The organism is Streptomyces sp. NPDC001606 (assembly GCF_053596835.1).
In genome coordinates this window covers 59,651-83,340 of the sequence record NZ_JBSFHC010000024.1, presented here as the reverse complement: position 1 = coordinate 83,340, position 23,690 = coordinate 59,651, and the positions used below count along the sequence as shown (strand labels likewise).

The 23,690-nt window shown below is 71.6% G+C and carries 24 protein-coding genes and 1 pseudogene; 16 read left to right on the top strand and 9 right to left on the bottom strand.

What is annotated here, in order from left to right:
* Positions 1 to 24 precede the first annotated feature (24 nt).
* Both ACWCV9_RS33075 and ACWCV9_RS33070 read right to left on the bottom strand, forming a co-directional pair.
* Positions 25 to 942, bottom strand: a complete 918-nt coding sequence (locus tag ACWCV9_RS33075; protein WP_450792141.1) for an SGNH/GDSL hydrolase family protein — start codon at positions 940 to 942, stop codon at positions 25 to 27.
* A gap of 124 nt (positions 943 to 1,066) precedes the next feature.
* Complete coding sequence (locus tag ACWCV9_RS33070) at positions 1,067 to 1,321, bottom strand: DUF5133 domain-containing protein (RefSeq protein WP_450792139.1); 255 nt, start codon at positions 1,319 to 1,321, stop codon at positions 1,067 to 1,069.
* Positions 1,322 to 1,556: 235 nt separating this feature from the next.
* On the opposite strand from ACWCV9_RS33070, the gene ACWCV9_RS33065 reads away from it, so the two are divergent.
* From ACWCV9_RS33065 to ACWCV9_RS33035, 7 genes and pseudogenes are all read left to right on the top strand, one after another.
* Positions 1,557 to 2,210, top strand: coding sequence for a maltokinase N-terminal cap-like domain-containing protein (locus tag ACWCV9_RS33065; protein WP_450792137.1), 654 nt, complete (start codon positions 1,557 to 1,559; stop codon positions 2,208 to 2,210).
* Positions 2,211 to 2,569: 359 nt separating this feature from the next.
* Positions 2,570 to 3,829 (top strand): annotated as a pseudogene (locus ACWCV9_RS33060) (M1 family metallopeptidase); the annotation flags it as partial.
* Positions 3,830 to 3,917: 88 nt separating this feature from the next.
* Entirely contained in the window at positions 3,918 to 4,754 is an 837-nt protein-coding gene (locus ACWCV9_RS33055) for a lysozyme (protein ID WP_450792136.1), read from the top strand.
* Between the two features lie 103 nt (positions 4,755 to 4,857).
* Positions 4,858 to 6,033: a PP2C family protein-serine/threonine phosphatase gene (locus tag ACWCV9_RS33050; RefSeq protein ID WP_450792134.1), complete on the top strand. Its 1,176-nt coding sequence runs from the start codon at positions 4,858 to 4,860 to the stop codon at positions 6,031 to 6,033.
* A 137-nt stretch (positions 6,034 to 6,170) separates the two neighbouring features.
* Positions 6,171 to 6,863: a hypothetical protein gene (locus ACWCV9_RS33045; RefSeq protein WP_450792132.1), complete on the top strand. Its 693-nt coding sequence runs from the start codon at positions 6,171 to 6,173 to the stop codon at positions 6,861 to 6,863.
* 85 nt (positions 6,864 to 6,948) lie between these two features.
* Positions 6,949 to 7,371, top strand: a complete 423-nt coding sequence (locus ACWCV9_RS33040; protein WP_450792131.1) for a hypothetical protein — start codon at positions 6,949 to 6,951, stop codon at positions 7,369 to 7,371.
* Complete coding sequence (locus tag ACWCV9_RS33035) at positions 7,368 to 8,117, top strand: hypothetical protein (RefSeq protein ID WP_450792129.1); 750 nt, start codon at positions 7,368 to 7,370, stop codon at positions 8,115 to 8,117. The genes ACWCV9_RS33040 and ACWCV9_RS33035 overlap by 4 nt, the downstream gene beginning before the upstream one ends.
* 14 nt (positions 8,118 to 8,131) lie before the next feature.
* Here ACWCV9_RS33035 and ACWCV9_RS33030 read toward each other — a convergent pair whose 3' ends face one another.
* From ACWCV9_RS33030 to ACWCV9_RS33020, 3 genes are all read right to left on the bottom strand, one after another.
* Entirely contained in the window at positions 8,132 to 9,316 is a 1,185-nt protein-coding gene (locus ACWCV9_RS33030; RefSeq protein ID WP_450792208.1) for an RNA polymerase sigma factor, read from the bottom strand.
* A gap of 8 nt (positions 9,317 to 9,324) precedes the next feature.
* On the bottom strand, positions 9,325 to 9,732 hold the full coding sequence (locus tag ACWCV9_RS33025; RefSeq protein WP_450792128.1) for a YciI family protein: 408 nt from the start codon (positions 9,730 to 9,732) through the stop codon (positions 9,325 to 9,327).
* A 104-nt stretch (positions 9,733 to 9,836) separates the two neighbouring features.
* Positions 9,837 to 10,373 (bottom strand): GNAT family N-acetyltransferase, encoded by a 537-nt coding sequence (locus ACWCV9_RS33020; RefSeq protein WP_450792126.1) that lies wholly within the window; start codon positions 10,371 to 10,373, stop codon positions 9,837 to 9,839.
* 119 nt (positions 10,374 to 10,492) lie between these two features.
* On the opposite strand from ACWCV9_RS33020, the gene ACWCV9_RS33015 reads away from it, so the two are divergent.
* A complete protein-coding gene (locus ACWCV9_RS33015; RefSeq protein WP_450792125.1) occupies positions 10,493 to 11,014 on the top strand; it encodes a GNAT family N-acetyltransferase in 522 nt (173 codons plus the stop codon).
* A 29-nt stretch (positions 11,015 to 11,043) separates the two neighbouring features.
* Here the strand turns inward: ACWCV9_RS33015 and ACWCV9_RS33010 are convergent, their stop codons facing one another.
* On the bottom strand, positions 11,044 to 12,993 hold the full coding sequence (locus ACWCV9_RS33010; RefSeq protein WP_450792124.1) for a WD40 repeat domain-containing protein: 1,950 nt from the start codon (positions 12,991 to 12,993) through the stop codon (positions 11,044 to 11,046).
* Positions 12,994 to 13,107: 114 nt separating this feature from the next.
* Between ACWCV9_RS33010 and ACWCV9_RS33005 the strand changes: the two genes are divergently transcribed.
* From ACWCV9_RS33005 to tpg, 4 genes are all read left to right on the top strand, one after another.
* Positions 13,108 to 13,503 carry a VOC family protein gene (locus ACWCV9_RS33005; protein WP_450792123.1) on the top strand — a complete coding sequence of 132 codons (396 nt, stop codon included), beginning with the start codon at positions 13,108 to 13,110 and terminating at the stop codon, positions 13,501 to 13,503.
* 32 nt (positions 13,504 to 13,535) lie between these two features.
* The gene (locus tag ACWCV9_RS33000) at positions 13,536 to 13,901 is read left to right on the top strand and encodes a VOC family protein (protein ID WP_450792121.1); all 366 of its coding nucleotides are present in this window, start codon (positions 13,536 to 13,538) and stop codon (positions 13,899 to 13,901) included.
* 102 nt (positions 13,902 to 14,003) lie between these two features.
* Positions 14,004 to 16,139 carry a telomere-associated protein Tap gene (gene tap, locus ACWCV9_RS32995; RefSeq protein ID WP_450792120.1) on the top strand — a complete coding sequence of 712 codons (2,136 nt, stop codon included), beginning with the start codon at positions 14,004 to 14,006 and terminating at the stop codon, positions 16,137 to 16,139.
* Positions 16,140 to 16,151: 12 nt separating this feature from the next.
* Positions 16,152 to 16,712 carry a telomere-protecting terminal protein Tpg gene (gene tpg / locus ACWCV9_RS32990; RefSeq protein ID WP_450792119.1) on the top strand — a complete coding sequence of 187 codons (561 nt, stop codon included), beginning with the start codon at positions 16,152 to 16,154 and terminating at the stop codon, positions 16,710 to 16,712.
* 254 nt (positions 16,713 to 16,966) lie between these two features.
* Here tpg and ACWCV9_RS32985 read toward each other — a convergent pair whose 3' ends face one another.
* Together ACWCV9_RS32985 and ACWCV9_RS32980 are read right to left on the bottom strand one after the other, a co-directional pair.
* Positions 16,967 to 17,701 (bottom strand): dienelactone hydrolase family protein, encoded by a 735-nt coding sequence (locus ACWCV9_RS32985; protein ID WP_450792117.1) that lies wholly within the window; start codon positions 17,699 to 17,701, stop codon positions 16,967 to 16,969.
* A gap of 249 nt (positions 17,702 to 17,950) precedes the next feature.
* Positions 17,951 to 19,933 (bottom strand): heavy metal translocating P-type ATPase, encoded by a 1,983-nt coding sequence (locus ACWCV9_RS32980; protein ID WP_450792116.1) that lies wholly within the window; start codon positions 19,931 to 19,933, stop codon positions 17,951 to 17,953.
* Between the two features lie 107 nt (positions 19,934 to 20,040).
* Between ACWCV9_RS32980 and ACWCV9_RS32975 the strand changes: the two genes are divergently transcribed.
* From ACWCV9_RS32975 to ACWCV9_RS32960, 4 genes are all read left to right on the top strand, one after another.
* Positions 20,041 to 20,445, top strand: coding sequence for an ArsR/SmtB family transcription factor (locus ACWCV9_RS32975; protein WP_450792114.1), 405 nt, complete (start codon positions 20,041 to 20,043; stop codon positions 20,443 to 20,445).
* Positions 20,446 to 20,481: 36 nt separating this feature from the next.
* Complete coding sequence (locus tag ACWCV9_RS32970) at positions 20,482 to 20,883, top strand: YkvA family protein (RefSeq protein ID WP_450792112.1); 402 nt, start codon at positions 20,482 to 20,484, stop codon at positions 20,881 to 20,883.
* 115 nt (positions 20,884 to 20,998) lie between these two features.
* Entirely contained in the window at positions 20,999 to 21,826 is an 828-nt protein-coding gene (locus tag ACWCV9_RS32965) for a ZIP family metal transporter (protein ID WP_450792110.1), read from the top strand.
* 90 nt (positions 21,827 to 21,916) lie between these two features.
* Positions 21,917 to 23,026 (top strand): DUF4037 domain-containing protein, encoded by a 1,110-nt coding sequence (locus ACWCV9_RS32960; RefSeq protein ID WP_450792109.1) that lies wholly within the window; start codon positions 21,917 to 21,919, stop codon positions 23,024 to 23,026.
* Positions 23,027 to 23,080: 54 nt separating this feature from the next.
* Here ACWCV9_RS32960 and ACWCV9_RS32955 read toward each other — a convergent pair whose 3' ends face one another.
* On the bottom strand, positions 23,081 to 23,590 hold the full coding sequence (locus ACWCV9_RS32955) for a DinB family protein (RefSeq protein ID WP_450792107.1): 510 nt from the start codon (positions 23,588 to 23,590) through the stop codon (positions 23,081 to 23,083).
* Positions 23,591 to 23,690: the final 100 nt, after the last annotated feature.

Genomic DNA, 23,690 nt, shown 5'->3' with positions numbered 1-23,690 from the left:
GGCCGCCCCTCGGCTCAGGTCGCGTCAGCCGCGTCCGCGTCCCTGTTCCAGCCGGTCCAGCACCGCCTGCGCCATGGCCTGTTCGCCCAGCGCGTTGGGGTGGGCGGGGGCGGCCGGAGCGGCCGGCCGGAGCGGCTCGATCCAGCGGTCGGCGGGCGCCTTGCACATGTCGTGGCCGACGGTGGGGCCGTAGGTGTCGACGTACTCGGCCCGGTTCAGGCCGGCCACCACGCGCAGCATCAGGTTGAGCCGCTTCTCGGTGTCCCGCAGATAGGCGAAGTCGCCCTGGGCGAAGGGGACCTGCGGGAAGCAGCCGCTGCCGTCGTCGGGCAGCAGGTCCGGATAGCCGACGACGACCACCCGCGCGTGCGGCGCCCGGGCGTGCACGGCCCGCAGCACTCCGGCCACCTTCGGCGCCGTCCGCAGCACGGCGAGGGTCAGTTCGTCCGCGCCGGACGCGGTGTAGGAGCGCTCGCACGGGTCGCCGGCCGGATCCTGGGCGGCGAGCCGGGCGCAGGTGGCGATGATGCTGCCGAAACCGACGTCGTTGCCGCCGATCTGCACCGTCACCAGATCGGTGTGCCGGTCCAGCGCGTCGAGCTGCGGCGGGTTGCTGCCCTGGGCCTGCCACATCTGCGCGGTCGTGGCGCCGCCGCAGCTGACGTCCGTGAACGCCGTCGCCGCCTGGTCGGCCGCCACGAGGGACGGGTAGTTGTGGTCGGAGCGGGCACAGTCGGCGTCCACCTGGCGGGGGATGCCGGGGCCCGAGGTGTAGGAGTCGCCGAGCGCCGCATACCGCAGGCCGTGGCCCTGTCCCTCGGGATGGGCGGCGGCCGGTGTGGTGGCCGTGGCGACCAGGGCGCAACCGCCCAGCGCCGCCCCCAGCACCGCGGCTGCCCGCCGGCCTCTCGCACCGTTCGCCGTGCGTCTTCCGTTCGTCATGCGTCCTCCCCCTGGGGCCGGCACATCGCGGCGGGGACCGCACCGCAGTGCGGTCCCCGCGCGTTCGACTGGGCCTGTATACCGCCCGGTAGGCCGCGCCGACCAGAAGCCGGAGGCGACGGGTTCAGACAGACGTGGTCTTCGTGGGTTCGGACGTCAGCAGCAGCGAGTCGTCCTCCGGACGCGCTCCGGAGAGCCGGTGGCGGGCGGCGATGAGGGCCATGTCGACGTCCTTGGTGCCGGTGGCCACGCACAGCGTGTAGGAGATGTCGGCGAGCCGCTGCCGGGCCTGCGGAGTGCTCTCGTCGGCACCGAGCAGGGTGAGGGCCTCGTACTGGGAGATGAGGTCCGTCAGTACCGCCGGGTGTGCCATCAGCATGTGTGTCGCCTTCCTGCGGTGGGGATGGATAGTTCCTCGTGGGTGGACGGGTGATGTGGCACCCGCATACCCGCGTCCGCCGACCGCATGCCCCCTCCATCGCGCACCGGCCGGAAGCAGCTGTTCCCGGCCGGCCCCCCAACCACGCGGCCGCGCCCGCCCGATGGCGAACCGTCCGCGCCGGTGTGGAAAAGTGACAGGGTTCGTTTCCGTGCAACGGGAGGAAGCCGTCGGTATGGCCGTCATCCACCACACCACCCTCAAGCCCACGAAGCTCGAACTGCTCACCGACTGGCTGCCGACCCGGCCCTGGTACCGCGGCTCGGGCGCGCCGGTCCTGGAGAAGTCCGGCGGCTTCCGGCTGGACGACCCCGAGGGCGAGGTCGGTATGGAGTTCATGGTGGCCACCGACACCTCCACCGCCGAACCCACCGCCTACTTCGCCCCGCTGACCTACCGCGGCGCGCCGCTCGACGGCGCCGAGCACGCCCTCGTCGGCACCATGGAGCACGGAGTACTGGGCAAGCGCTGGGTGTACGACGGCTGCCACGACCCGGTGCTGGTGACCGAGCTGCTGCGGCTCCTCGGGGGCACGGCGCAGCCGATGGCCCAGAGCGTGAGCGACACACCGGACCCCGAGGTGGTCGTCTCCTTCACCGGCGCCCCCTTCACCCCGGCCCCGTTCACCCCCGAGCCGGCCGACGGCCCGGAAGGCACCCGGCTGTCCACCCCGCACGGCATCGCGCTGCACGTCCACCGCGTGCCGCACCCGGTCGCGGGCCGCCCGCCGCTGCCCGCCGAGGGAGCGGCCGGCCATGTCGCCCGCGGCTGGACCGCCCCGGACGGCACCGAAGCCGCCGCGGTCCTCATCACCGTGCACACCGGCTGACCGATCCGGCCGGGGGAGCGCGCGGCGTCCGCCCCCGGCGCCGGCCCGGCAGGGCCACCGCACCGTCAATCCTGGCATGTGCGGGTCAAATCTGTCACTCTTTCGGCAGTCGGCGCCCCGACCCCATGGGGGCGCCTGACCGCACCACCGCACAGCGATCACGCACGCCCCACACCAGGCCGCCCCCGGCGCTACCCCGCCGGCCGCGCGGTCACCGAGCAGGCCGGGACCCCGGCCGCCGCAAAGGAGCTTCCGTGAGATCGACCCCCCACAAGGCCCTCGGTGCATGGGCCTTCGCCGTCGCCGCGCTGGCGGCGCTTCTCCTCCCCGGCACCCCGGCCGCCGCGCAGACGGCCACCGACACCACCCGCAGCCCGGGCACCCCGTCGTACACCGTGAGCCTGAGCAGCAACACGAGCGGCACCGTCTGGACCGGGCACGAGAGCGTCACCTTCACCAACACCTCCGCGACGGCGCTGAACGAGGTGTACCTGCGGCTGTGGGACAACTACCACGGCACCTGCGACGCGATGCCCGTCCAGGTCGGCAACGTCACCGGAGGCACCGCGGGCGCGCTCTCCGTGGACTGCACCGCCCTCCAGGTGTCCCTGCCCAGCACGCTCGGCCAGGGCCAGAGTGCCACCATCGGCTTCGACCTGGGCATCACCGTGCCCAGCGGCGCCGACCGGTTCGGCCACGACGGCGCCTACAGCTTCATCGGCAACGCCCTGCCCGTCCTCGCCGTCCGCGACGGCGCCGGCTGGCACCTCGACCCGTACACCGACAACGGCGAGTCGTTCTACTCCCTGGCCGCCGACTTCAAGGTGACCCTCGACCACCCCAGCACCCTGCTGGTGCCCGCCACCGGCACCTCCACCGACACCCCCGGCTCCAGCGGCCGTACCGTCACCACGGCCACCGCCTCCCAGGTCCGTGACTTCGCCTGGGCCGCCGGACCCTTCACCAAGATCTCCGGCACTTCCACGGCGGGCGTCCGGGTGAACGTCTACTCCGTCTCGGGCATCAGCTCCTCGAGCGCCCAGTCGATGCTCAGCACCGCCAAGTCCGCCGTCGACGCCCACGCGGCACGCTTCGGCGCCTACCCCTACGGCGAGCTGGACGCCGTCCTCGACAACAACTACTGGTTCGGCGGGATGGAGTACCCCGGCTTCGTCCTGGACCTGGTCAGCACCACCGCGCTCACCCATGAGATCGGCCACCAGTGGTGGTACGGCATCGTCGGCGACGACGAGTACAACAGCCCCTGGCTGGACGAGGCGTTCACCGACTACGCCACCGACCTCGCCCTCGGCAAGACCGGCAGCAACTGCTGGAGCAGCGTCTCCTGGTCCTCCAGCGCGGAGAAGATCACCAACTCGATGGCCTACTGGGACGCCCACCCCTCCCGGTACTCCACCGTCGTCTACGGCTACGGCAAGTGCGCGCTGCACGACCTGCGGCGTGTCCTCGGCGACACCGCCATGGCGAAGCTGCTCAAGGACTACGCGGCCGCGCACTGGTACGGGGTCTCCACCACCGCCGAGTTCAAGGCGGCGGCCCAGGCCGCCACGAGCACGGACCTGACCTCCTTCTGGAGCCAGCACCGCATCGCGGGCTGACCCGGCCGCACCCACATGGCGCAATCACCGGCCGCGGACGGGCTCTTCGGGCGCACCCGGAGTGCGGAACGACCCGATGCCGGGTCAGATGGATTCCGTGCGAAGCTCCATATCCCGATTCCGCGGCCGGTCCAGCCTGTGCCTCGTCGGCACCCTGACCGGCCTTCTGCTCCTTGTCTCCAGCCCCCCGGCCGCCTCCGACGGCGCCGGGGGCGCACCCGTGCGCGGCAGCGCCTACATGGGCATCGGCGTCCTCGCCCACGACGGATTCTCCGGATCACCACCGCTGGCCGGCCGGGCCACCCAGACCGAGGGCGTGGACGTCTCCAGCTACCAGGGCGACGTCGACTGGGCCACCCTGTGGGGCAGCGGCGCCAGGTGGGCCTACACCAAGGCGACCGAGGGGACCTACTACACCAACCCCTACTTCACCCAGCAGTACGAAGGCGCGTACGGCGTCGGCATGATCCGCGGCGCCTACCACTTCGCGACCCCGGACACGACCGGCGGCGCCACCCAGGCCGACTGGTTCGCGGACCACGGCGGCGGCTGGTCCAAGGACGCCAAGACCCTCCCCGGGGCCCTGGACATCGAGTGGAACCCGTACGGCGACGCCTGTTACGGCAAGTCCCAGAGCGGGATGGTCAGCTGGATCCGGGACTTCCTGAACCGCTACAAGACCCGCACCGGCCGTAACGCGGTCATCTACACGGCCACGAGCTGGTGGACCCAGTGCACGGGCAACTACGGCGGCTTCTCCGCCAACCCGCTGTGGATCGCCCGGTACGCCACCACCGCCGGGACGCTGCCGGCGGGCTGGTCGTCGTACACGATGTGGCAGTACACCTCCACCGGCCCCACGGTCGGCGACCACGACCGGTTCAACGGCTCCCAGGACCAACTGCGCACCCTCGCCACCGGCTGAGGGCCGGGGCCCCCGGGTGGGGGAACGCGGGCTGCACGGCCCGGGATGCGATGTGAGAGTGGGACTGCTGGGACGACGACCGGTCCGGGGTGGTGATCAAGAGGTGACGGCAGAACCGGGCAGTGCGCCGCTGGAGGAGTTCCTCGCCGATCCCGTCAGCTGCACGCTCGACCTCACCGCCGCCGTCGCCCACTGCGCGAAGGCGATCGGCCTGCGGCACGCCGTGGTCTACCTCGCCGATCTCCAGCAGCGCCACCTCGTGCCGCTCACCGACGTGACCGCGAGCCTGCCCATCGACGCATCGTGCGCCGGCTGGTGCTACCGCACCCAGTCGCTGCGCGTGGAGGAGTCCGACCGGGACGGGATGACGGCCTGGTTCCCGCTGCTGGACGGCGCCGAGCGGCTCGGTGTCCTCGCCGTGCACACCCACTCGCTCACCGCGGCCTCGCTGCGCCAGGGCCGGGCCCTGGCCGCGCTGCTGGCGATGATGATCACGTCGAAGCGGGCGTACAAGGACTCCTTCGTACGGCGGACCCGCACCGAAGCCATGCACCTGCCCGCCGAGATGCTGCGCGCCTTCCTCCCGCCCCGCACCATCGGCAATCTCCAGGTCGTCTCCACCGCCGTCCTGGAACCCGCGTACGACATCGGCGGCGACGCCTTCGACCACTCCCTCACCACGACCTCGCTGCACGCCGTCGTCCTGGACGCCATGGGACACAACCTCGCCTCCGGGCTCACCAGCGCGGTGGCCCTCGCGGCCTGCCGCAACGCCCGGCGCACCGACGCCGACCTGCGCTCGCTCGTGGACGGCGTGGACGCAGCGCTCGGCCAATGGCTGCCCGACCAGTTCTGCACCGGGATCCTCGCGCAGCTCGACTTCTCCACGGGGGTGCTGGAGTGGAGCAACTGCGGCCATCCCGCGCCCCTGCTCATCCGCGATCAGCGGCTCATGGTCGACGCACTGGTCCGCGAGCCGGATCCGCCCATGGGTCTGCGCTCCCTGCTGACCGGGCGGGAACGCAGGATCCACGAGGCGCGGCTGCGGCCCGGCGACCGCGTACTGCTGTACACCGACGGCGTCACCGAGGCGCGGATGGCCGACGGCAGGCTGCTCGGACTGGAGCGGTTCGCCGACTATGTCATCCGGGCCACCTCCACCGGCGAACTCCCACCCGAGACGCTCCGCCGACTGATCCATTCGCTGCTCGACTCCGAGGACAGCAGGCTCCGTGACGACGCCACCATCCTGATGTTCGAGTGGCAGCCGAACCGCTGACCGCCTCTTCCGGCGGAGCGCACGTTTCACGCCGTTTCGCATGGTTCGCCGGACGAGTCACGGATGCGCGGCTAGCGTGTGCCCGCGTGTCCGCGAGCCCGCGGACGCCGCGTCGTATGTCACAGGGGGGTTCGTCCATGGAGCAACTGGAGCGCCTGCGCAGATCCCTGGCCCGGCTGACCGTCGCCCTGCTCATGGGGGCCGGGCTGGTCCTGGCCGGTGCGCAAGGGGCGAACGCGACCGCGAGCGCGGACATTCCGGCCGCCACCGAGGGCGGTGTCTCGGCCACCGTGACCTTCCACGGCGCCGTGGTCCCACAGCCGTACCGGCCGGATCCCACGGCCGCCTTCGGCGACCACAAGTGCCAGCTCATCTACCACGACTACGATCCGACGCCCGGCTGCGGCGGCTTCAAGCTCGACTTCACCCTGCACAACGTGCGCAGCCAGCCCGGTTACACCGCGGGTCTGAGCAGCACCGACTACTGGTTCACCGCCTACGCCGACACCGCCCGCACCTTCGGCTGCCTGCGCCCCGACGGGACCTTCGACCACGACACCGCCTTCGTGGCGCGCACCGAACACCAGCAGCTGACGCGGGTCTACTACCTCACCGAGGCCAACTGGGTACTGTCCGCCCTGCGTTCCGACACGACCCGGGACACGGGCCCGTACTTCTTCATGAACTTCCCTGCGGTGCAGGTCGCCTGCCCCGACGGCATGACACCGACCCAGTACGGGCTGAAGGTCACGAACATCAGCCTGACCATCGCCGACGACAACGTCTTCGGCCACACCACGTGGAGCACTCCCGGGCCCTTCTACGCCTAGGGGCCGTGGACTGTCGGTGAATGCGGCACCTCTCAACCGCCGGCGACGCTACCGTGAGTGGACGTTGCGAAGAGGGAGGCGACGCATGCTCGACGAGGCGGCAAGTGTGATCGCGGCCGGCATCTTGCAGGCGGCCGGAACCGACGCGTGGGCCGTGCTGCGGGCACGGCTCGGCCGGCTGCTGGGCAGGGGAGACGCACAGCGGGAACAAGCGGAGCTGATGCGCCTCGACCAGACGACAGCGGACCTGGCGGACACCGAACTGAGTGACGACGAGAGGGAGTTGCTCCAGCAGTCCTGGCAGGTCCGACTGAGAAGGTTCCTGGAAGGTCTTGACGAGCGAGAGCGCGCACAGGTGATCACCGAACTGCGCGCGCTCATGGCACCGTTCGGCGAACCGGACCCGGCCACCGGCGCTCTGGTCCAGGGCAACACCTTCGAGGGTCCTACGGCGTTCCAGATCGGCGCCCACACCCGGCAGACCAACCACTTCGGGTCGGGGGCATGACCGAGAGGAGAGGCGACGAGGGCGGGGTGGCCGGGAACACCTTCCAGGGAAACACGGCCGCGCAGAGCGGCCCCCAGTCCACCCAGTACAACCTGTACCTCGGAGAGCAGCGAGGCGGCCGTGGGCGACCGCGGCTCATCGCCGTGCTTCTGGTGGCGGCGCTGGCCGTCGGCGCGCTCACCTGGGGGCTGGTGGAACTCTCCGGGCGGGGCGGGTCGAGGGCGGCGGGCAAGGGCGGGCCCGGGCCGGTTCCTTCCGGTCCGACATCGCCTTCGACCAGCGCCTCGCCGCACTCGGCGGACTCCCAGCCGTCCCGGACGGCCGGTCAAGGGGATGTTCCCGCGCCCTCTGCGTCGGTGTCCTCGCCGTCCAACAGCATCCAGTGGACGGGCAGTGTCCGCATCTCCGAGTACGGGCCGATGCTGGACAAGAACCCACCCGGGCGCAGCCGGTACGGCTTCGAGGCCGACGTACAACTGGGGCTGGTCGATCCGCCACGCCTCAGCAGCGACGACCCCACCCTGGCCCTGTGGTCCGGGCACGGGATGCCGACGAGGCAGGACTGCTCGGACCTCGTGAACACCAAGGGCGTCACGATGGTCGAGGCAAAGGTGGGATCGGTGATCTGCCTCACCACGAAGGAGGGCCGTACGGCTGTCCTGACCATCACCTCGATCAGCAACAAATTCAGCACCGGAGTGCTGGCCCAGGCAAGCGTGTGGTCCGAGGCGGGCTCAGGTGCCTGACCAGGTGCAATCCCTCAGCGAGATCGGCCGGTGTTGAGCCGGGCGGCCTGACGTGTCAGGTGGTCGCGCTCGGCCAGGTTGGGCGCCTTGTGGGCGGCCTCCGCGTACAGCCGTGCCGCCGTGTCCAGGTCGCCGTCGCGCTCGTGCAGGTAGGCCGCGACCGCGGTGTGGCGGGGCAGTGAGGCGTCCAGCTCGGCGAGCGCGGCCAGGCCGGCGCGCGGTCCGTCGGCCTCGCCGACGGCGGCCGCCCGGTTGAGCCGGACGACCGGACTGTCGGTCAGCCGTGTCAGCTCGTCGTACCACTCGACGATCTGCACCCAGTCGGTCTCGGCGGCGCGCGGCGCGTCGGCGTGGAGGGCGGCGATGGCGGCCTGGGCCTGGAACTCGCCCAGCCGGTCACGGGCCAACGCCGCCTGCAAGATCTCCACCCCCTCGGCGATCAACGCGGTGTCCCACCGGCCGCGGTCCTGCTCGGCGAGCGGCACCAGGCTGCCGTCGGGCGCGGTCCGGGCCGCGCGTCGGGCGTGGTGCAGCAGCATGAGGGCGAGCAGCCCCGCCACCTCGGGGTGGTCGACGGCGGCCGCGAGCTGCCGGGTGAGCCGGATGGCCTCGGCGGCGAGGTCGACGTCCCCGGAGTAGCCCTCGTTGAAGACCAGGTAGAGCACCCGCAGCACGGTGGCGACATCGCCGGGCTGGTCGAAGCGCACCCCCGACACGGTGCGCTTGGCCCGGCTGATGCGTTGCGCCATGGTCGCTTCGGGCACCAGATAGGCCTGGGCGATCTGGCGGGTGGTGAGCCCGCCGACGGCACGCAGGGTGAGCGCGACCGCGGACGCCGGGGTCAGCGACGGGTGAGCGCACAGGAAGTAGAGCTGGAGCGTGTCGTCCACCGCGGGTGCCGGCCCGGGCGCCGGCTCCTCCGCGACGCGGTCCTCACGCCGCCGGCGGGCGGCCTCGGCGCGCGTCGCATCGAGGAACTTGCGCCAGGCCACGGTGACCAGCCAGCCCTTGACATCCCTGATGGGATCTTCCCCGCCCGGCCGCAGCCGGGAGTCCGGGGACGGGCCGGCCGCCCCGACCCGCAGCGCCTCCACCAGCGCGTCCTGTACGGCGTCCTCGGCCGCCGCGAAGTCGGCTCCGCGGCGGACGAGGACGGTGAGCACGCTCGGCGTGAGGCTCCTGAGCAGCACCTCGTCCATCGGTGACGTCACTCCGTGATGGTGGGCGGCGCGGCGAGGAACGGGCGCACCTCCAGCCACTCGTGGATCGGCCTGCCGCCGGCCCCCGGCGCGGCCGACAGCTCCCCGGCCAGCTGGACGGCCCGCTCGTAGCTGTCGACGTCGATGATCATCCAGCCGGCGATGAGGTCCTTGGTCTCCGCGAACGGTCCGTCGGTGACCGGCGGGCGCCCCTCACCGTCGTAGCGGACCCACGCCCCCTCCGGGGCGAGCGCCTGACCGTCGACGAACTCGCCGGTCTTCTCCAGCCGGGCCGCGAAGTCGTGCATGTACTGCATGTGGGCCGAGATCTCCTCCGGGCTCCACTGGTCCATGGGCACGTTGTTCACCGGAGCCGGGGCGCCGCGGTAGTGCTTCAGCAGCAGGTACTTCGCCATCGTGGTTCTCCTCGGTGTTCGTGCGACCCATTCTGGTCGCGCTCACCCCTGGGACGGAGCCGGTCACGGGTTCTCGACATCGTCGGAGAAATATTTTTTCGGCCTCAGCCCGGTGTGCCGCCGGACCGCTCCGCGCGGAGCATGGAGAAGATCACCTGGTCGTGCCACCGGCCGCCGCGCCACTGTGCGGAGCGCAGCACGCCCTCCCTGACGAAGCCCGCCTTCTCCAGCGCACGCTGCTCGGCGAGGTTGGCGCAGTCCGTCCAGGCTTGCAGCCGCTCGGCCCTGGTGTGGTCGAAGAGGTACTCGGCCAGCAGCCGCTGGGCCCGGGTGCCTATGCCACGGCCGTGCGCGGCCGGCACCAGGCCGATCGCCAGGCTCCAGCAGGTGGAGGTGGCGGGCCGCCCCCAGGCGCCGGCGAACCACTCGACCCGGCCCACCGTCCGGCCCGCCTCGGCGACGGACAGCATGCCGCCGTCAGGGCCGAGCAGTCCGGTCTCGGCGAACTGCCGGCGCAGACCGGCCGGTGAACCGAAGCCGAACCACTGGTACGGGCCGGCCCCTTCCGGCCCGTTGAACTCGCGCTCGAACAGATCGAGATCGTCGGCGGTCACCGGGCGCAGCGTGATCTCCTCAGACATGGAACGGCTCCTGGTCCTCTCGGGTTCGGCCTTCGTACGACCTCCTGGGCGACGGCGGTTGACTCTTTCACACAGCAAGCCGGGCGAAATCGCGTTGCCACGCCGGCCCGCCGCTCGTCATGCTCGCTGCCATGAGCACTGCACACGGCTCCACCGATGCGACCCTCGTCGTACCCGTCGGTGTGCGCGATCTGCTGCCCCGAGACCTGCCCGCATGTACCTGGTCCGGGTCGGCCACCCATCTGCGCCACGTGGAGCGGGAGTTGGCGCGAGCCGCTGTCGGCGAGGTGGACTACCTGGCCGTATGCACCGCCGCGGATCTGCCGGTGGCGATCGGCGGCGTCGACTACCAGGTCTCCGAGGGGGCCGGGACCCTGTGGCAGCTCGCTGTGCTTCCGGCGCTCCAGTCCTGCGGCCTGGGCACGATGCTGATCCGAGCGGCCGAACAGCGGATCAGAGACCGCGGCCTGCGCAGGGCCGAACTCGCCGTGGAGGATGACAACCCCCGTGCTCGGGCTCTGTACGAACGCCTCGGCTACGTCGCGTACGGCCACAAGCCGGACGCCTGGGACGAGGAAGGGCCCGACGGGGTGATCCGTCGCCACGAGACGATGTGTGTTCTCCTGCGCAAGGATCTGTGACCGCCGGGCCGTCGGCAGTTCCCGCTCTCCTATTCCACTCCCGGCCGTGGTGCACAGTGCTTCTCCAGCTCCGCCGCCGCCCACCGGATCGACGGCAGCGGATCGTCGTGCAGATAGCGCAGGGCGGGCAGGACCGCCCGTACCGCCGCCCGGTTCTCCGCGCTGTCGCAGTTGGCGATGTCCGCGATGAGCAGCAGCAGGGTGGGACGGGCCTGGTTGTCGGGGTCGGTCATCAGCTCTGCCAGGAACGGCACCGCGGGTGCCGCCGCAGTCAGCCCCGAACTCTTGGAGACCAGCAGCCGGTACAGGTCGTGCACCGCGTCCATGGCGGTCTTCTTGTCGTCGGATGCCACCTGGCCGATCAGACCGGGTACCGCGTGCGCGGGACCGCGTGCGGACCAGTACGAGCCCCAGTCGACGTCGTCCAGCCGCAGCTGGAGTTCGCGGTGCGGCCACAGCCGTTCCGGGTCGAGGCGCAGCGCCACCGGGCCGGACGCCCCGGTGACGTGCAGCGTGCCGTCGCGCTCCAGGGCCAGGTCCGTGATGCCGGTGCCGAGCCGAAGCCGGGCCACCGCGCCGGAGTCCAGGTCCCAGATGCGGACCAGCCCGTCCGCCCAGGCGCAGGCCAGCGCGGGGCCGGTGGCCAGGCCGGCGGATGTCAGCGCGGTGACCGCCGTACGCCGTCGGTCGAAGGGGAGGGGCCGCGGGGCGCGGTCCGTTCTCCAGTAGCGCAGCACGCCATGGGCGTCGCCGCTGACCACGGCCCGGTGGGCGTCGTCCAGCCGGACGCAGGCGAGGGCGGTCACCGGGGCGCGGTGCAGCGGCTTGCCGACGGCCGTGGTCGGCTCGCCGGGGGTCTCCTCGGCCGGGGCCTCCCACAGGTGGACGCGGCCTTCGGCGTCGCCAACGGCGGCCAGGGTGGCGTCCTCGGCGAGGGCGACGGCGGTACGGCCCGGCAGGGAGCGGAGTACGGCGGGGGCCGTGAGGGCGGCGGGGGCGGCGCCGGTGGACTCCACCCGCCACCGCCCGCGGTCGTCGGCGTCGCCGTCGCCGACCGCGAACGGGCCGAGTTCCTCCAGGGGTTCGGGGACCTCGCTGGGCGGCTTGATGTCCTTGTCGGTGCAGGCGATCTCCAGGGTCTCGACGGCCTGGAGCAGCGCTTCACGCGTCCGGCCGCGGATCACCAGGGCGAAGCCGGCGCCCGGGCCGCGGCCGTGGGAGATGAGCACATCCGGCCCGCCGTACATCAGCGCATCGCAGCCCAGCTCCTGCCACGGCAGCAGTCCCACCTCGCGGTACGAGGCCCTCAGCCGCTCCAGGACCGCCGGGGCGCCCTCGATGTCCGCGCGGCCCACCCTGAGGGTCCAGCCGTACGTTCCCGGCAGCCGTTCCAGGGCCAGTTGGACGAAGAACTCCGAGAGTGAACGGCTTTGCAGCTGCCAGCCGCTGCCGGTGCTGACCAGCACCCGGGGGTCGGGTTCGGAGGCTTCGGCGGCGAGGTAGCCCCACTGGTTGCAGTACTGGTACTCGGACATGAAGACGCAGATGCGCCGGTCCGGGGCGTCCGGTGGCAGGAACGGGTTGTCCTTGGGCAGTCCGTCGGCCCGCGCCGGGTCCAGGTGCGCGTCCAACTCGGCGTCTTCGTCGTAGGAGTCGTCGTCCTCGTGAAGGTCCCGCTCGCCGTACTCGTCGACCCAGATCTTCGGCGGCCACTGGGTGTGCGTCCAGTACAGCCGTGGCCGGAACGAGAAGGAGTTGACCGGGGAGTCCCACCACTCGGCGAGCGCCGCGGGGACGGGCAGGCTCGTGTCGATGCCGTAGGTGGAGTTCTCCCCGCCCCACCGGGAAGCGACCGGCTCGCCTCCCGGGTCCTCGTATCCCCACTCCTGCTGCACCGCGTCGAGCAACTCCCAGCGCCCCGTGCTCTGTTGGCGCCGGAGTCGCTCCGCGAACCGTCCGTAGTCGATGATCCCTGCCACGCAGGCATCGTACGGTGGCGGCCAGTTCCGCCATGCTGCCGGGGAACCCGGCGGCTGTCGGCGCCACGGAGATCAACGGAGATGGCGACGGAGTGCCCCTGTTAGGGTGCGCCCGTGTCGATGATCAAACAGTTCCAAGTCACCTTCGACTGCGCGGAACCCGAGCGCCTCGCTCGCTTCTGGTGCGAGGTGTTGGGGTACGTCCCCGCGCCGCCACCGGAGGGGTCGTCGGGGGACCAGGGTTCATGGTTCGCTTGCAGTGATCCTTCGGGTGTCGGCCCGCGCCTGTTCTTCCAGCGCGTTCCCGAGGCCAAGGTCGTCAAGAACCGGGTGCATCTCTGTGTGCGGGTCGGCACCGGGCTCACGGGTGAGGAGCGCCTGGCCGCCCTCGAAGCCGAGTGCGCCCGGCTGCTCCCGCTCGGCGCGGTCCGCGTACGACTGCTGTACGACGGCCACGACTCGTGCATCGTGATGCAGGACATCGAGGGCAACGAATTCTGTCTCGACTGAGCGTCCGTTGAACCGCCGACTTGGGAGCCTCCATGCAGATGGAATTGGTCGCGATCACACTCGATTGCCCTGATCCGCTAGCTCTGGCGGCGTTCTATCAGCAGGCCACCGGCTTTGAGCCGCACCCGAAGTCGGACTCCGAGTTCGCCGGTCTCAACCGTGCGGACGGGCTCTTCATGGGCTTCCAGCGGGTCGAGAACTACCGGGCTCCGAGCTGGCCCGACCAGATCGTTCCTCAGCAGCTTCACATCTGCTTCAAGGTCACGGACAGCCTGGACGAGGCCGAGGCCCGGCTGCTGGAGCTGGGCGCGGGCAAGCCGGATCACCAGCCGCACCCGGACAAGGCGCGGATCCTCACCGACCCTGCTGGACATCCCTTCTGCATCCTCACGCGCTGAGGGGGCGTCGATGGCTGCCGTGCGCCAAGCGAACGCGTTTCGTACGCTGAACGTACGCGATATGTCCGGTTCATGGGGTAGCGTAGGGCGTGGAGGTGCTCCATGTCCGAGTTGTTCGACGCCGTCGACGCGCTCCTCGCGTCCCGTGCCGCGCTGCCGCCGCCGGCCGAGCGGAGGCGGCTGCGTCAGGCGCACGGTCTGACGCTGGACGAGGTGGCCGCCGCGCTGAAGGTGCGCCGGGCCACGGTCAGCGGCTGGGAGGCCGGCCGGACCGAGCCCCGCCCGCCGGAGCGGGACGCGTACGCCCGACTTCTCGACGGCCTCGCCCAGCTCTATCCCGCCCCGGCCGAGCCCGCCGAGGTGGACGCGGACAAGGACACGGCGGTGCCGGAGATCGCCACGGGCCCCGCGGCCCCGGCGCCGGAGCCCGCTCCCGCTTCCCCCTCCGAACCCGCTGCCCCGCCCACAACGCGCCGCCCCGCCGCGAAGGAGGCGGCCCCGGCCGACGCCCGCGCGCGCTTCGAGAACGGCCCGCTCGCCGTCGTCGACGTCGAGGACGGTCAGGTGCTGGCGTACTGCACCGGCGGCCTGGTCCTGGACGTACCCGCCAAGTCCCTCCCGGCGCTGGTGGAATGGACGCTCACCGAGGGGAGGCTCGGGCAGCCGAAGCTGTCCGGTCCGGGCAAGGACGCCGACCCGCTGCTCGTCCTCACCGAGGCCGCCTTGCAGCGCTACGGTCTGCCGGTCACCCTCACGGACGAGGAGCGGCTGGCCGGGCGGATCGCGGAGAACCACAAGGTCGTCAGGCAACTGGCCCGCGCCGACTGGAAACTGACCAAGCGGGGGTTCGGGCCATGGGCGCGGATCTACCGCCCGGCCAGCGGCTCGGAGCGGGCCTGCGTGCAGCTGTGCATCCCGTCCTGGCACGCCCTCGACTCCCGGCACTGGGGCCACGCCGCCCAGCTCCCGCCGGCCGGCCTCGCCCGCGTCCTCGGCGTGTACGCGTCCCGCGTGATGACGCCACGCGGATCCACGGCCGTGACCGGTCTGGAGCTGATGACCGCGCTGCACCCGCCGACCCGCGCCTCCGCGCCCGACGCCGACGGCCACCGGCACTCCGAGCACAACCCCGGCTCCCTGGGCAAGGACCCGGTGGACCCGGCGCCCTGCGAGGCCCCGGACGGGCACCCGCTCCTCGCGGACCTGCCGCGTTTCCACGTCCGCGGCCCGGCGGAGAAGCTCGTCGAGGAGGCGTACGACTGGGCGCGGCCGATGACCGATGCCGAGTGCACCCTGCGCCACCTGGTCGGCATCGACGTCAACCTCGCCTTCGGCGCCGGCGCCAACGGCCTGATCGTCGGACTCGGCGCGCCCACGCACGTCAAGAGTCCCGTGTTCGACCCGAAGCTGCCCGGCTCGTGGCTCGTGGATCTCTCCCATGTCGACCTGTCCCGGGTGAAGGCCGGCAAGGAGTGGGTGCGGCTGGACGGCGAGCTGCTGCCCTCCCCGTTCACGCCGAGGGGCGAGCGCCCGGAGGGCCCGGCCTGGTACGCGACGCCCACCGTGGCGTACGCGGTGGAACTGGGCTACGAGGTGCGCCCGGTCGAGGCGTACGTCCGCTATGAGAACGGCCGCTACCTGGACGGCTGGTACACCCGCCTGCGGGACGCCTACCTCGCCACGATGGCCGACCTCGGCGTGCACCCGGACATGGCACCGGCCGACTTCCTCGCGGCCATGGACGGCTACAAGGAACGCGACCCGGAGCTGGCGATCGTCGTCTCGGCGGTCAAGGCCACGATCAAGGGGGGCATCGGCAAGCTGCGCGAGCGGCCCCGGGGCGAGGGCTGGCGGCCGGGCCGGCCGTGGCGGGCGCTGTCCCGTCCGACGTGGCGGCCGGACATCCGCGCGGCGATCATCTCCCGCACCCGGATCAACCTTCACCGCAAGATCGTCAAGCACGCGGCCTTCACGGGGCAGTACCCGGTCGCGATCCTGTCCGACTGTGTCGTCTACGCGGCCAACGGCGAGTCGCCGCTGGACTTCCTGCCGTACCGGGAGGGCAAGCCGCTGCCCGGCGGCTTCAAGCTCGGCGTCAACCCCGGCCTGGTCAAGCATGAAGGCACCCAGAGCGTCCTGTGGGGCGAGGAGGTCCGTGAGCGGTTCAACACCCCGGAACTCAACCTCGCCCGGTACATCAAGGACGGCACCGTCAGCGACGTCGACACCGGAGAGTAGGAGAGGGCGACGATGAGCCTGTTCGGGGACGGCCTGGACGCCGCGGTGCAGAAGTCGTTCACCCGTCCGGCGCCCAAGAGCGCGGGCGCGCAGATGCGGTACCTCGTCAAGCAGCTCAAGGGCACCAGGGCGGTCGCCCAGATGCTGCGGGTCTCCCAGCGCACCGTCGAGCGGTATGTGAAGGACCAGCTCAAGAAGCCCCGGCCGGACCTCGCCGCGCGCCTCGAGCGGGAGGTGAAGAAGCGGTGGCAGCCGCAGGTCCGGGCCAGGGCGCGGCAGAGGGCGGCGACCACCGGCGGCATCGTCATCGACACCCGGGCCCGGATCGGCTACACCGCGCCGATCGGGTCGACGGACGAGGACCGCGTACGGCACCTGACCGTCGCCCTGCCACCGCAGTACGCCGCCCGCCTCTTCGACGCCCGGCAGGCCGGCGCCGGTGACCAGCAGCTCAGGGAGATCGCGGCAGAAGGGCTCAAGGAGGTGTACTTCCAGGACAACGGCCGCCGCGCCGGCCAGCTGGAGGAGGTCCGCTTCACGGACGTCGAACACGTGGAGTTCGACCTCTCCTGACCGTTCTCTGCCGGTACGGCGCAGGGGGTCGAGGACGGTGTCGTCCGCGACCCCGCACGGGGGGCCGGGCCGCCCACCCGGCCGACGTCAGCCGACGGACGAGGCCGGCACGACACTGGTGGAGGGCCACCCCAGAACCGTCAACTCGGGCCACTCCTTCAGCCACCGCGCAGCCTTGGTCTATACCCGGGCAGCTCCAGCCATCATCGGCCCTGCCTACCACAGCTCGCCGGTCGTGCGCCCTCCACCGATTCTCAGCTCTTGGTCAATGCGTGGCCGAGAAGGGGCAACAGACGGTTCCAGTGAAGCTGCAACGCGACGGGGTCGAAGGCATCGGTGTCGGACATGGTGAAGCCGTGGGCGGTGCCGGGGTAGATCTCGGAGGTGTAGCCGACACCCGTCGCGTCCAGGGCCTGGTCGAGTTCGTCGAGGGCCGTGGGCGTCATGTCGCTCTCGGCATGGCCGAAGTGGACCTCGGCGGTCAGCTGGGAGAGGCGGTCGGGCCCGTCGGCTCCCACCGGGGCGTGGAATGCGGCGAGGGCGGCTACCTGGCCGGGGTGGGCCGCGGCGGTGCGCGTCGCCAGGAGGCCGCCGATGCAGTAGCCGGTCACCGCGACCGGGCCGGCGCTGACCTCCGGCTGAGCGGTGAGAAACGTGAGATAGGCGTCGGCGTCGCGCAGCACACGTTCTGTGGTGTGCTCCTCGATCAAGGGCATCAACTGGGCGAAGACCGCGGGTCGTTCCTCTTCGCCGATGTACTCGGGGAGTTCGATCACCGGTGCCGGGCCGTGCCGGTAGAAGAGGTTGGGGACGAGTACGTAGTACCCGTGCTCGGCCAGTTCGCGGGCCATCTGTCGAAGCACCGGCCGGATGCCGAAGCCGTCCGGGTACATCAGCACCCCCGGATGCCGCCCGCCACCGTCGGGAAACGCGGCGAACGCGTCGGCCTGGCCGTCCACGGTCGGAATCTGAAGCGTCGTGATGGGCATGGGTTCTCCTGTCGCGGTTCACGTGTCGAGGCTGTGATCAACACGACGGAGGCGGAGCCCGAGCGGCAGCGCGACCTCCTCGGTCCAACAGCGGGCCGGCACCGGCCCGTACGGCGCTCAGAAGAGCACCGGGTCACCAATCCGTGTGTGGCGCAGTGCCGTCCCGGTCGTCATGGCTGCACAACCTAGCCCACCGGTCAAAGCCAAGGCCAGTCGTCAGGCGCGGTGTGAGCCCGTGGCCGCGGCGGCTCACTGGCCGGTCCCGCTGTGGGCGCGGCGCCAGGCGCCGTCGGCCAGCAGGCGCAGGCCGTTCAGGCCCACGATGACCGTTGAGCCCTCGTGCCCGGCCACGCCCAGCGGCAGCGGCAGGGTCCCGGCCAGGTCCCAGACGACCAGGCCGGTGATGAAGACCGCGGCGATGACCAGGTTCTGCACCACCAGTCGCCGCGCGCGGCGGGAGAGTGCGACGACGGTGGGGATGGTGGCGAGCTCGTCACGGACCACGACGGCGTCGGCGGTCTCCAGGGCGAGATCGGAGCCGGCCCGGCCCATGGCGATGCCGGTGTGGGCGGCGGCGAGTGCGGGAGCGTCGTTGACGCCGTCACCGACCGCCAGCACCTTGCGCCCGGCCGACTCCAGCTCGTGGACCGCAGTGACCTTGTCCTGCGGGAGCAGTCCCGCCCGGACGTCGGTGATGCCGACCTCCCTGGCGAGGCGGGCGGCGGCGCGCGGGTTGTCGCCGGTGACCAGCACCGGAGCGGTGCCGGTCAGTACGGTGAGGGCGGTGACGGCGGCGGCAGCCTCCGCCCGCAGCCGGTCGGCGATGCCCAGCACCCCGGCCGGGGTGCCCTCGATCTCGACCAGGACAGCGGTGCGGCCCTCGTCCTCCAGCCGGGCGGTGACCACGGCAGCCGGGTGGTCGACCCGGCCGTTCAGGAGCCGGGCGGGGCTGCCGACCGCGACGGCCTTGCCCTCGACAGTGGCCGTGACTCTGGTGCCGGGCGCGGAGGTGAAGTCCTTCGCCACGGGAATGTCCAGGCCGCGGGTGCGGGCGGCTTCCACGACGGCGCGGGCCAGCGGGTGCTCGCTGGGGTGCTCGGCCGCCGCCGCGATCCGCAGCAGCCTCTCCTCGCTCAGGCCGGAGGCAGCCAGCGGGCGGATGTCGGTCACCCGCGGGGTGCCCTCGGTCAGCGTGCCGGTCTTGTCCAGCGCCACCGCGTCGACCTGGCCGAGCTGCTCCATCACCACAGCGGACTTCACCAGCACACCGTGCCGCCCGGCATTCGCGATCGCGGACAGCAGCGGCGGCATGGTGGCCAGCACCACCGCACACGGCGAGGCCACGATCATGAACGTCATCGCCCGCAGAAGCGTCGGCTGCAACGCCGCACCGAACACCAGCGGCAGCGCGAACAGCGCGACGGTGGCGGCCACCATCCCGATCGAATAGCGCTGCTCGACCTTCTCGATGAACAGCTGGGTCGGCGCCTTGGTCCCGGAGGCTTCCTCGACCACGGCCACGATCCGGGCGATCACCGAATCGGACGGGTCGCGCTCGACCTTCACCCGCAGCACGCCGGTGCCGTTGAGCGTGCCGGCGAACACCTCGTCGCCCTCCTGCTTGGCCACGGGCAGGGGCTCGCCGGTAATGGTGGCCTGGTCGACCTCGCCGGCGCCGTCCAGGACCCGGCCGTCGGCGCCGACCCGCTCTCCGGGGCGCACCAGGATCGCGTCGCCCACGGCCAGTTGCCCGGTGGGGACCGTCTCCTCGGTGCCGTCGTCCCGCAGGCGGGTCGCGGTGGCGGGGGCGAGGTCGAGCAGCCCGCGCACCGAGTCGGCGGTGCGGGCGGTGGCGATCGCCTCCAGGGCGCCCGAGGTGGCGAAGATGACGATCAGCAGCGCGCCGTCCAGAACCTGACCGATCGCCGCCGCCCCCAGCGCCGCGACGACCATCAGCAGGTCCACGTCCAGTGTCTTCTCCCTGAGCGCCTGCAAGCCGGCCCAGCCGGGCTCCCAGCCGCCCGTGGCATAGGTGAGGGCGAACAGCGGCCCCCACGCCCACGCCGGCGCCCCCAGCAGGTACAGCGGGAGCGCGCTCAGGAACAGCACCAGGGCGGCCGCCGCCCAACGGGCCTCGGGCAGCGTGAGGATCCGGGTGCGGCGCCGGGATGCGACCACGTCCCACAGGGCCGCGTCGCCGGCGGAGGTCGGGTGGGTGAGAGCGGAAGACATCGAAAGACGGGTCCTTAGACAGACGTGAGCGGAGAGTCCGCCTCCACCGTAACAGGAACAGATGAACAAAGATTCATGTGTTCATGGGGGCAGTGTAGGATGACCGTATGGGTCATGGAGCCGCCACCCCCGCCGACCGCGTCCCGCGCACCCGCCTCACGGCGGACAACGCCGTGAAGGTGGCCGCCACGCTTCAGGCGCTGGCCACCCCCTCGCGACTGCTGATCCTCTCCCGCCTGCGCGAGGGACCGCTCCCCGCGACCGAGCTGGCCGCCGAGGTCGGCATGGAGCAGTCGGCCTGCTCCCATCAACTGCGCCTGCTGCGCAACCTCGACCTGGTGGTCGGCACGCGCAAGGGACGCTCGGTGGTCTACTCGCTGTACGACAACCACGTGTGCGAACTGCTCGACCAGGCCCTGTACCACGTCGAGCACCTGCGGCTCGGCCTGAGTGACACCGCCGCAGCCGTCGCCGAGCCGGAACGGGAAGCTGTGGCCGCCCCCGGCACCTGATCACCTTTGGCCGGGGGCCCGAGTCCGATGACCGGCATGTGGCAGATCCTGACCGGGCTCGCCGCCGCCCTGCTGGCCTGCTGGCTCGTGCTGTTGGCGGCCCTCGCGCTCGCCAGACCCAAGGGCAATCTGCTCACCGAGGCGGTGCGACTCCTGCCCGACCTGGTGCGCCTCGTCTCCCGGCTCGCCCGCGACTCCACCCTCCCGCGCCGCGCCCGCTGGCTGCTCTGGGCGCTGGCCGGCTATCTGGCCCTGCCCGTCGACCTCGTCCCCGACTTCATCCCGGTCCTCGGCTACGCGGACGACGCCGTCGCCGTCGCTCTCGTCCTGCGGGCCGTCATCCGGCAGGTGGGCGCCGATGCGCTCGACCGGCACTGGCCCGGCACCCCCGACGGGCTTGTGGTCGTACGTCGGCTCGCGGGTCTCCCCGTTGCCTAGCGAGCGCAAGGAATTCGCCAAGGTTTCTCAAAAACGACCCCCGGATGGCTATTAGGTAAGCCTTACCTGATCTAGGTTCGGGGTGTTCTTCCGCTCATCCGACTGGAGTCCCCCTATGTCCAGTTCCCAGGTAACCCTGCTCGGCGCCATCGCAGGGTTCACCATCTACCTCGGCCTGCCGCTCGGCCGGCTGCGCAGCCCGAGCGCCCGGCTGCGCGCCGGCCTGAACGCCGTCGCCATCGGCATCCTGGTCTTCCTGGTCTGGGACGTCCTGACGCATGCCTGGGAGCCGGTCGACGAGGCGCTGGGCAAGCACGACTGGGGCACCGTCGCCTCCGGAGGCCTCACCCTGGCCGTGGGCCTGGCGGTCGGGCTGATGAGCCTGGTGTACTACGACGGCTGGATCGCCCGCCGCGCGGCCTCCGCAGGGCGGCCCGCCGGCCCCGGTGCCGCCGCCTCGGCCGAGCTGGCTCCCCGGGTCCGCAGCCAGGCGAGCTCGCTCGCGCTGATGATCGCCACCGGCATCGGCCTGCACAACTTCGCCGAGGGCCTGGCCATCGGCAACTCCGCGGCGCAGGGGGAACTCTCCCTCGCCCTCCTCCTGATCGTCGGCTTCGGCCTGCACAACGCCACCGAAGGGTTCGGCATCGTCGCCCCGCTGGCAGCCGAGGGCGAGCGCCCGTCGTGGGGCACGCTGGTGCTGCTCGGCCTGATCGGCGGCGGACCGACCTTCCTCGGCACCCTGGTCGGCCAGCACCTGGTCAACGACACGGTGTCGATCGCCTTCCTGGGCCTGGCCGCCGGTTCGATCCTGTACGTGGTCATCGAGCTGCTGGCCGTCGCGCGCAAGGCCGCCCTGAAGACGCTGACCACCTGGTGCGTCCTGCTCGGCCTCGTCCTCGGCTTCGCCACCGACGCCGTCGTCACCGCCGCCGGCGCCTGAGGTTCCGCACCAGCCGTGGCCGAAGCCCGGGGGCGACCCGGGGCGGATATCCGGTGGCCCCGGGGTGATCAGGTCCAGCACAGTGGGGCCATGACGATCTCCGGGGCCCCGTTCCTGCCGGGCATCGAGTTGTCCGAGGCCTTGTACGAGGAAGCGGTAGGACCGGTCCTGCGGGACGCGTTTCCGCGGCTGCGGTACACGGCTGCGCGGATCGGCAGCGGCTCCGAGGTGCTGGGCTTCGACACACCGCGGTCGGCCGATCACGAGTGGGGTCCGCGGCTGGAAGTCTTCCTGACGGCCGAGGACCAGGCCCGGCACGGTGCCGCGGTCCGCCGCACCCTGGCGGAAAGGCTGCCGAAGGACATTCGGGGCTGGTCCACCCACTTCGAGGAGAGCGGCGATCCGCTGGATCCGGTCGGCCGTATGCAGCCGACCGACGGCCCGGTCAACCACCGCGTGGGCGTGTACGACCTGGACGGATGGCTGACCGAACGGCTCGGGGTGCGTTCGGCCGGTGCAGAGCCGACCACGCGTGAGTGGCTGGGGATGCCGCAGCAGCGGCTCGCCGAGACCACCGGCGGAGCGGTGTTCCATGACGGGCTGGGTGCTCTCACCGACGTCCGGCGGCGGCTGGCCTGGTACCCGGACCAGGTGTGGCGTTATCTGCTGGCGTGTCAGTGGCAGCGCCTCTCGCAGGAAGAGGCGTTCGTGGGCCGCTGCGCCGAAGTCGGCGATGACATCGGTTCGGCCGTCGTGGCCGCTCGTCTGGTGCGTGATCTCATGCGCCTCTGCCTGTCGCTGGAGCGCCGTTACGCCCCCTACGGCAAGTGGCTCGGCAGTGCCTTCGGCCGGCTGGCGGCGGCGAAGTCGCTCGGGCCGGCGCTGCGCGGGGCGCTGGCCGCGACGGATCACCGGACCCGTGAGGCGCATCTGTGCGATGCCTATGAGGTGGTCGCTGCTCTCCAGAACGCATCAGGGCTCAGCGCGCCGGTGGACCCGAAGCGGCGGCCCTACCACTCGCGCCCGTTCCAGGTTCTGCGCGCCGAGCGTTTCGCGCAGGCTCTTGCGGAGACCGTCACGGACCCGGACCTTCGCACGCTGGGGCTCGTGGGAAGCGTGGACCAGTGGGCAGACAGCACGGATCTGCTCAACCAGCCCCGAGCCGTTCAGGCCGCAGCGCACGCTCTCGGATCTTGCTGAGAACACCGGGACCGGGCGTCAGCTGCCGGCCGCCCCGGGCTCGTTCCCTTGGGCTCAGGCCCCCACGGTCCCGTCGACACCCTCACGCAGGAAATCGGCGTGTCCGTTGTGGCGGCCGTACTCCAGGAGCACATGCACCATCACCATCCGCAGCGACACCTCCTCCTCCCACCGCGGCTGATACCCGGCCTGGTCCAGGGACTCGGCCTCCCGCTCGATACGGCGGGAGTTCTCGACCTCGGCCTCCCAGGCTCCGAACGCCTCCTCCCGGGTCGACGTGCTCGCGTCGTACGCCGCCTGAAAGTCGATCTTGTCGGACCAGACCATGGGCGCGTCGTGGTCCTCGAACACCCGGCGGAACCAGGCACGTTCCACCTCCGCCATGTGCCGCACCAGACCGAGCAGCGAGAGCGTGGACGGAGGCGTCGACTTCTGCCGCAGCTCCTCGTCGGTCAGGCCTTCGCACTTCATGGCGAGGGTCGAGCGGTGGTAGTCGAGGAAGGCCCGCAGCATCTCGCGTTCGCTTCCGAAGGTGGGCGGTCCTATGCGGTTGTCGCCGGTCACTTGGCTGTGCTCCTCTTCCGTGCCTGCATGGAGGGCCAGTATCCCCGTCCGTCGGCCGTCCCCGGCCAGGGCTCGGGCCGCAACAGGCCCCCGCCGCCGC

Bases quoted from the DNA above. Each gene is read 5' to 3' on its own strand.
- ACWCV9_RS32985 (WP_450792117.1), bottom strand. From the start codon at position 17,701: ATGCCCATCACGACGCTTCAGATTCCGACCGTGGACGGCCAGGCCGAC.
- ACWCV9_RS32965 (WP_450792110.1), top strand. From the start codon at position 20,999: ATGTCCAGTTCCCAGGTAACCCTGCTCGGCGCCATCGCAGGGTTCACC.
- tap (WP_450792120.1), top strand. From the start codon at position 14,004: ATGTCCGAGTTGTTCGACGCCGTCGACGCGCTCCTCGCGTCCCGTGCC.
- ACWCV9_RS33045 (WP_450792132.1), top strand. From the start codon at position 6,171: ATGGAGCAACTGGAGCGCCTGCGCAGATCCCTGGCCCGGCTGACCGTC.
- ACWCV9_RS32970 (WP_450792112.1), top strand. From the start codon at position 20,482: ATGTGGCAGATCCTGACCGGGCTCGCCGCCGCCCTGCTGGCCTGCTGG.
- ACWCV9_RS32960 (WP_450792109.1), top strand. From the start codon at position 21,917: ATGACGATCTCCGGGGCCCCGTTCCTGCCGGGCATCGAGTTGTCCGAG.
- tpg (WP_450792119.1), top strand. From the start codon at position 16,152: ATGAGCCTGTTCGGGGACGGCCTGGACGCCGCGGTGCAGAAGTCGTTC.
- ACWCV9_RS33040 (WP_450792131.1), top strand. From the start codon at position 6,949: ATGCTCGACGAGGCGGCAAGTGTGATCGCGGCCGGCATCTTGCAGGCG.
- ACWCV9_RS33055 (WP_450792136.1), top strand. From the start codon at position 3,918: ATGGATTCCGTGCGAAGCTCCATATCCCGATTCCGCGGCCGGTCCAGC.
- ACWCV9_RS33025 (WP_450792128.1), bottom strand. From the start codon at position 9,732: ATGGCGAAGTACCTGCTGCTGAAGCACTACCGCGGCGCCCCGGCTCCG.
- ACWCV9_RS33000 (WP_450792121.1), top strand. From the start codon at position 13,536: ATGCAGATGGAATTGGTCGCGATCACACTCGATTGCCCTGATCCGCTA.
- ACWCV9_RS32980 (WP_450792116.1), bottom strand. From the start codon at position 19,933: ATGTCTTCCGCTCTCACCCACCCGACCTCCGCCGGCGACGCGGCCCTG.
- ACWCV9_RS33020 (WP_450792126.1), bottom strand. From the start codon at position 10,373: ATGTCTGAGGAGATCACGCTGCGCCCGGTGACCGCCGACGATCTCGAT.
- ACWCV9_RS33035 (WP_450792129.1), top strand. From the start codon at position 7,368: ATGACCGAGAGGAGAGGCGACGAGGGCGGGGTGGCCGGGAACACCTTC.
- ACWCV9_RS33015 (WP_450792125.1), top strand. From the start codon at position 10,493: ATGCTCGCTGCCATGAGCACTGCACACGGCTCCACCGATGCGACCCTC.
- ACWCV9_RS33075 (WP_450792141.1), bottom strand. From the start codon at position 942: ATGACGAACGGAAGACGCACGGCGAACGGTGCGAGAGGCCGGCGGGCA.
- ACWCV9_RS33030 (WP_450792208.1), bottom strand. From the start codon at position 9,316: ATGGACGAGGTGCTGCTCAGGAGCCTCACGCCGAGCGTGCTCACCGTC.
- ACWCV9_RS33070 (WP_450792139.1), bottom strand. From the start codon at position 1,321: ATGCTGATGGCACACCCGGCGGTACTGACGGACCTCATCTCCCAGTAC.
- ACWCV9_RS32975 (WP_450792114.1), top strand. From the start codon at position 20,041: ATGGGTCATGGAGCCGCCACCCCCGCCGACCGCGTCCCGCGCACCCGC.
- ACWCV9_RS33065 (WP_450792137.1), top strand. From the start codon at position 1,557: ATGGCCGTCATCCACCACACCACCCTCAAGCCCACGAAGCTCGAACTG.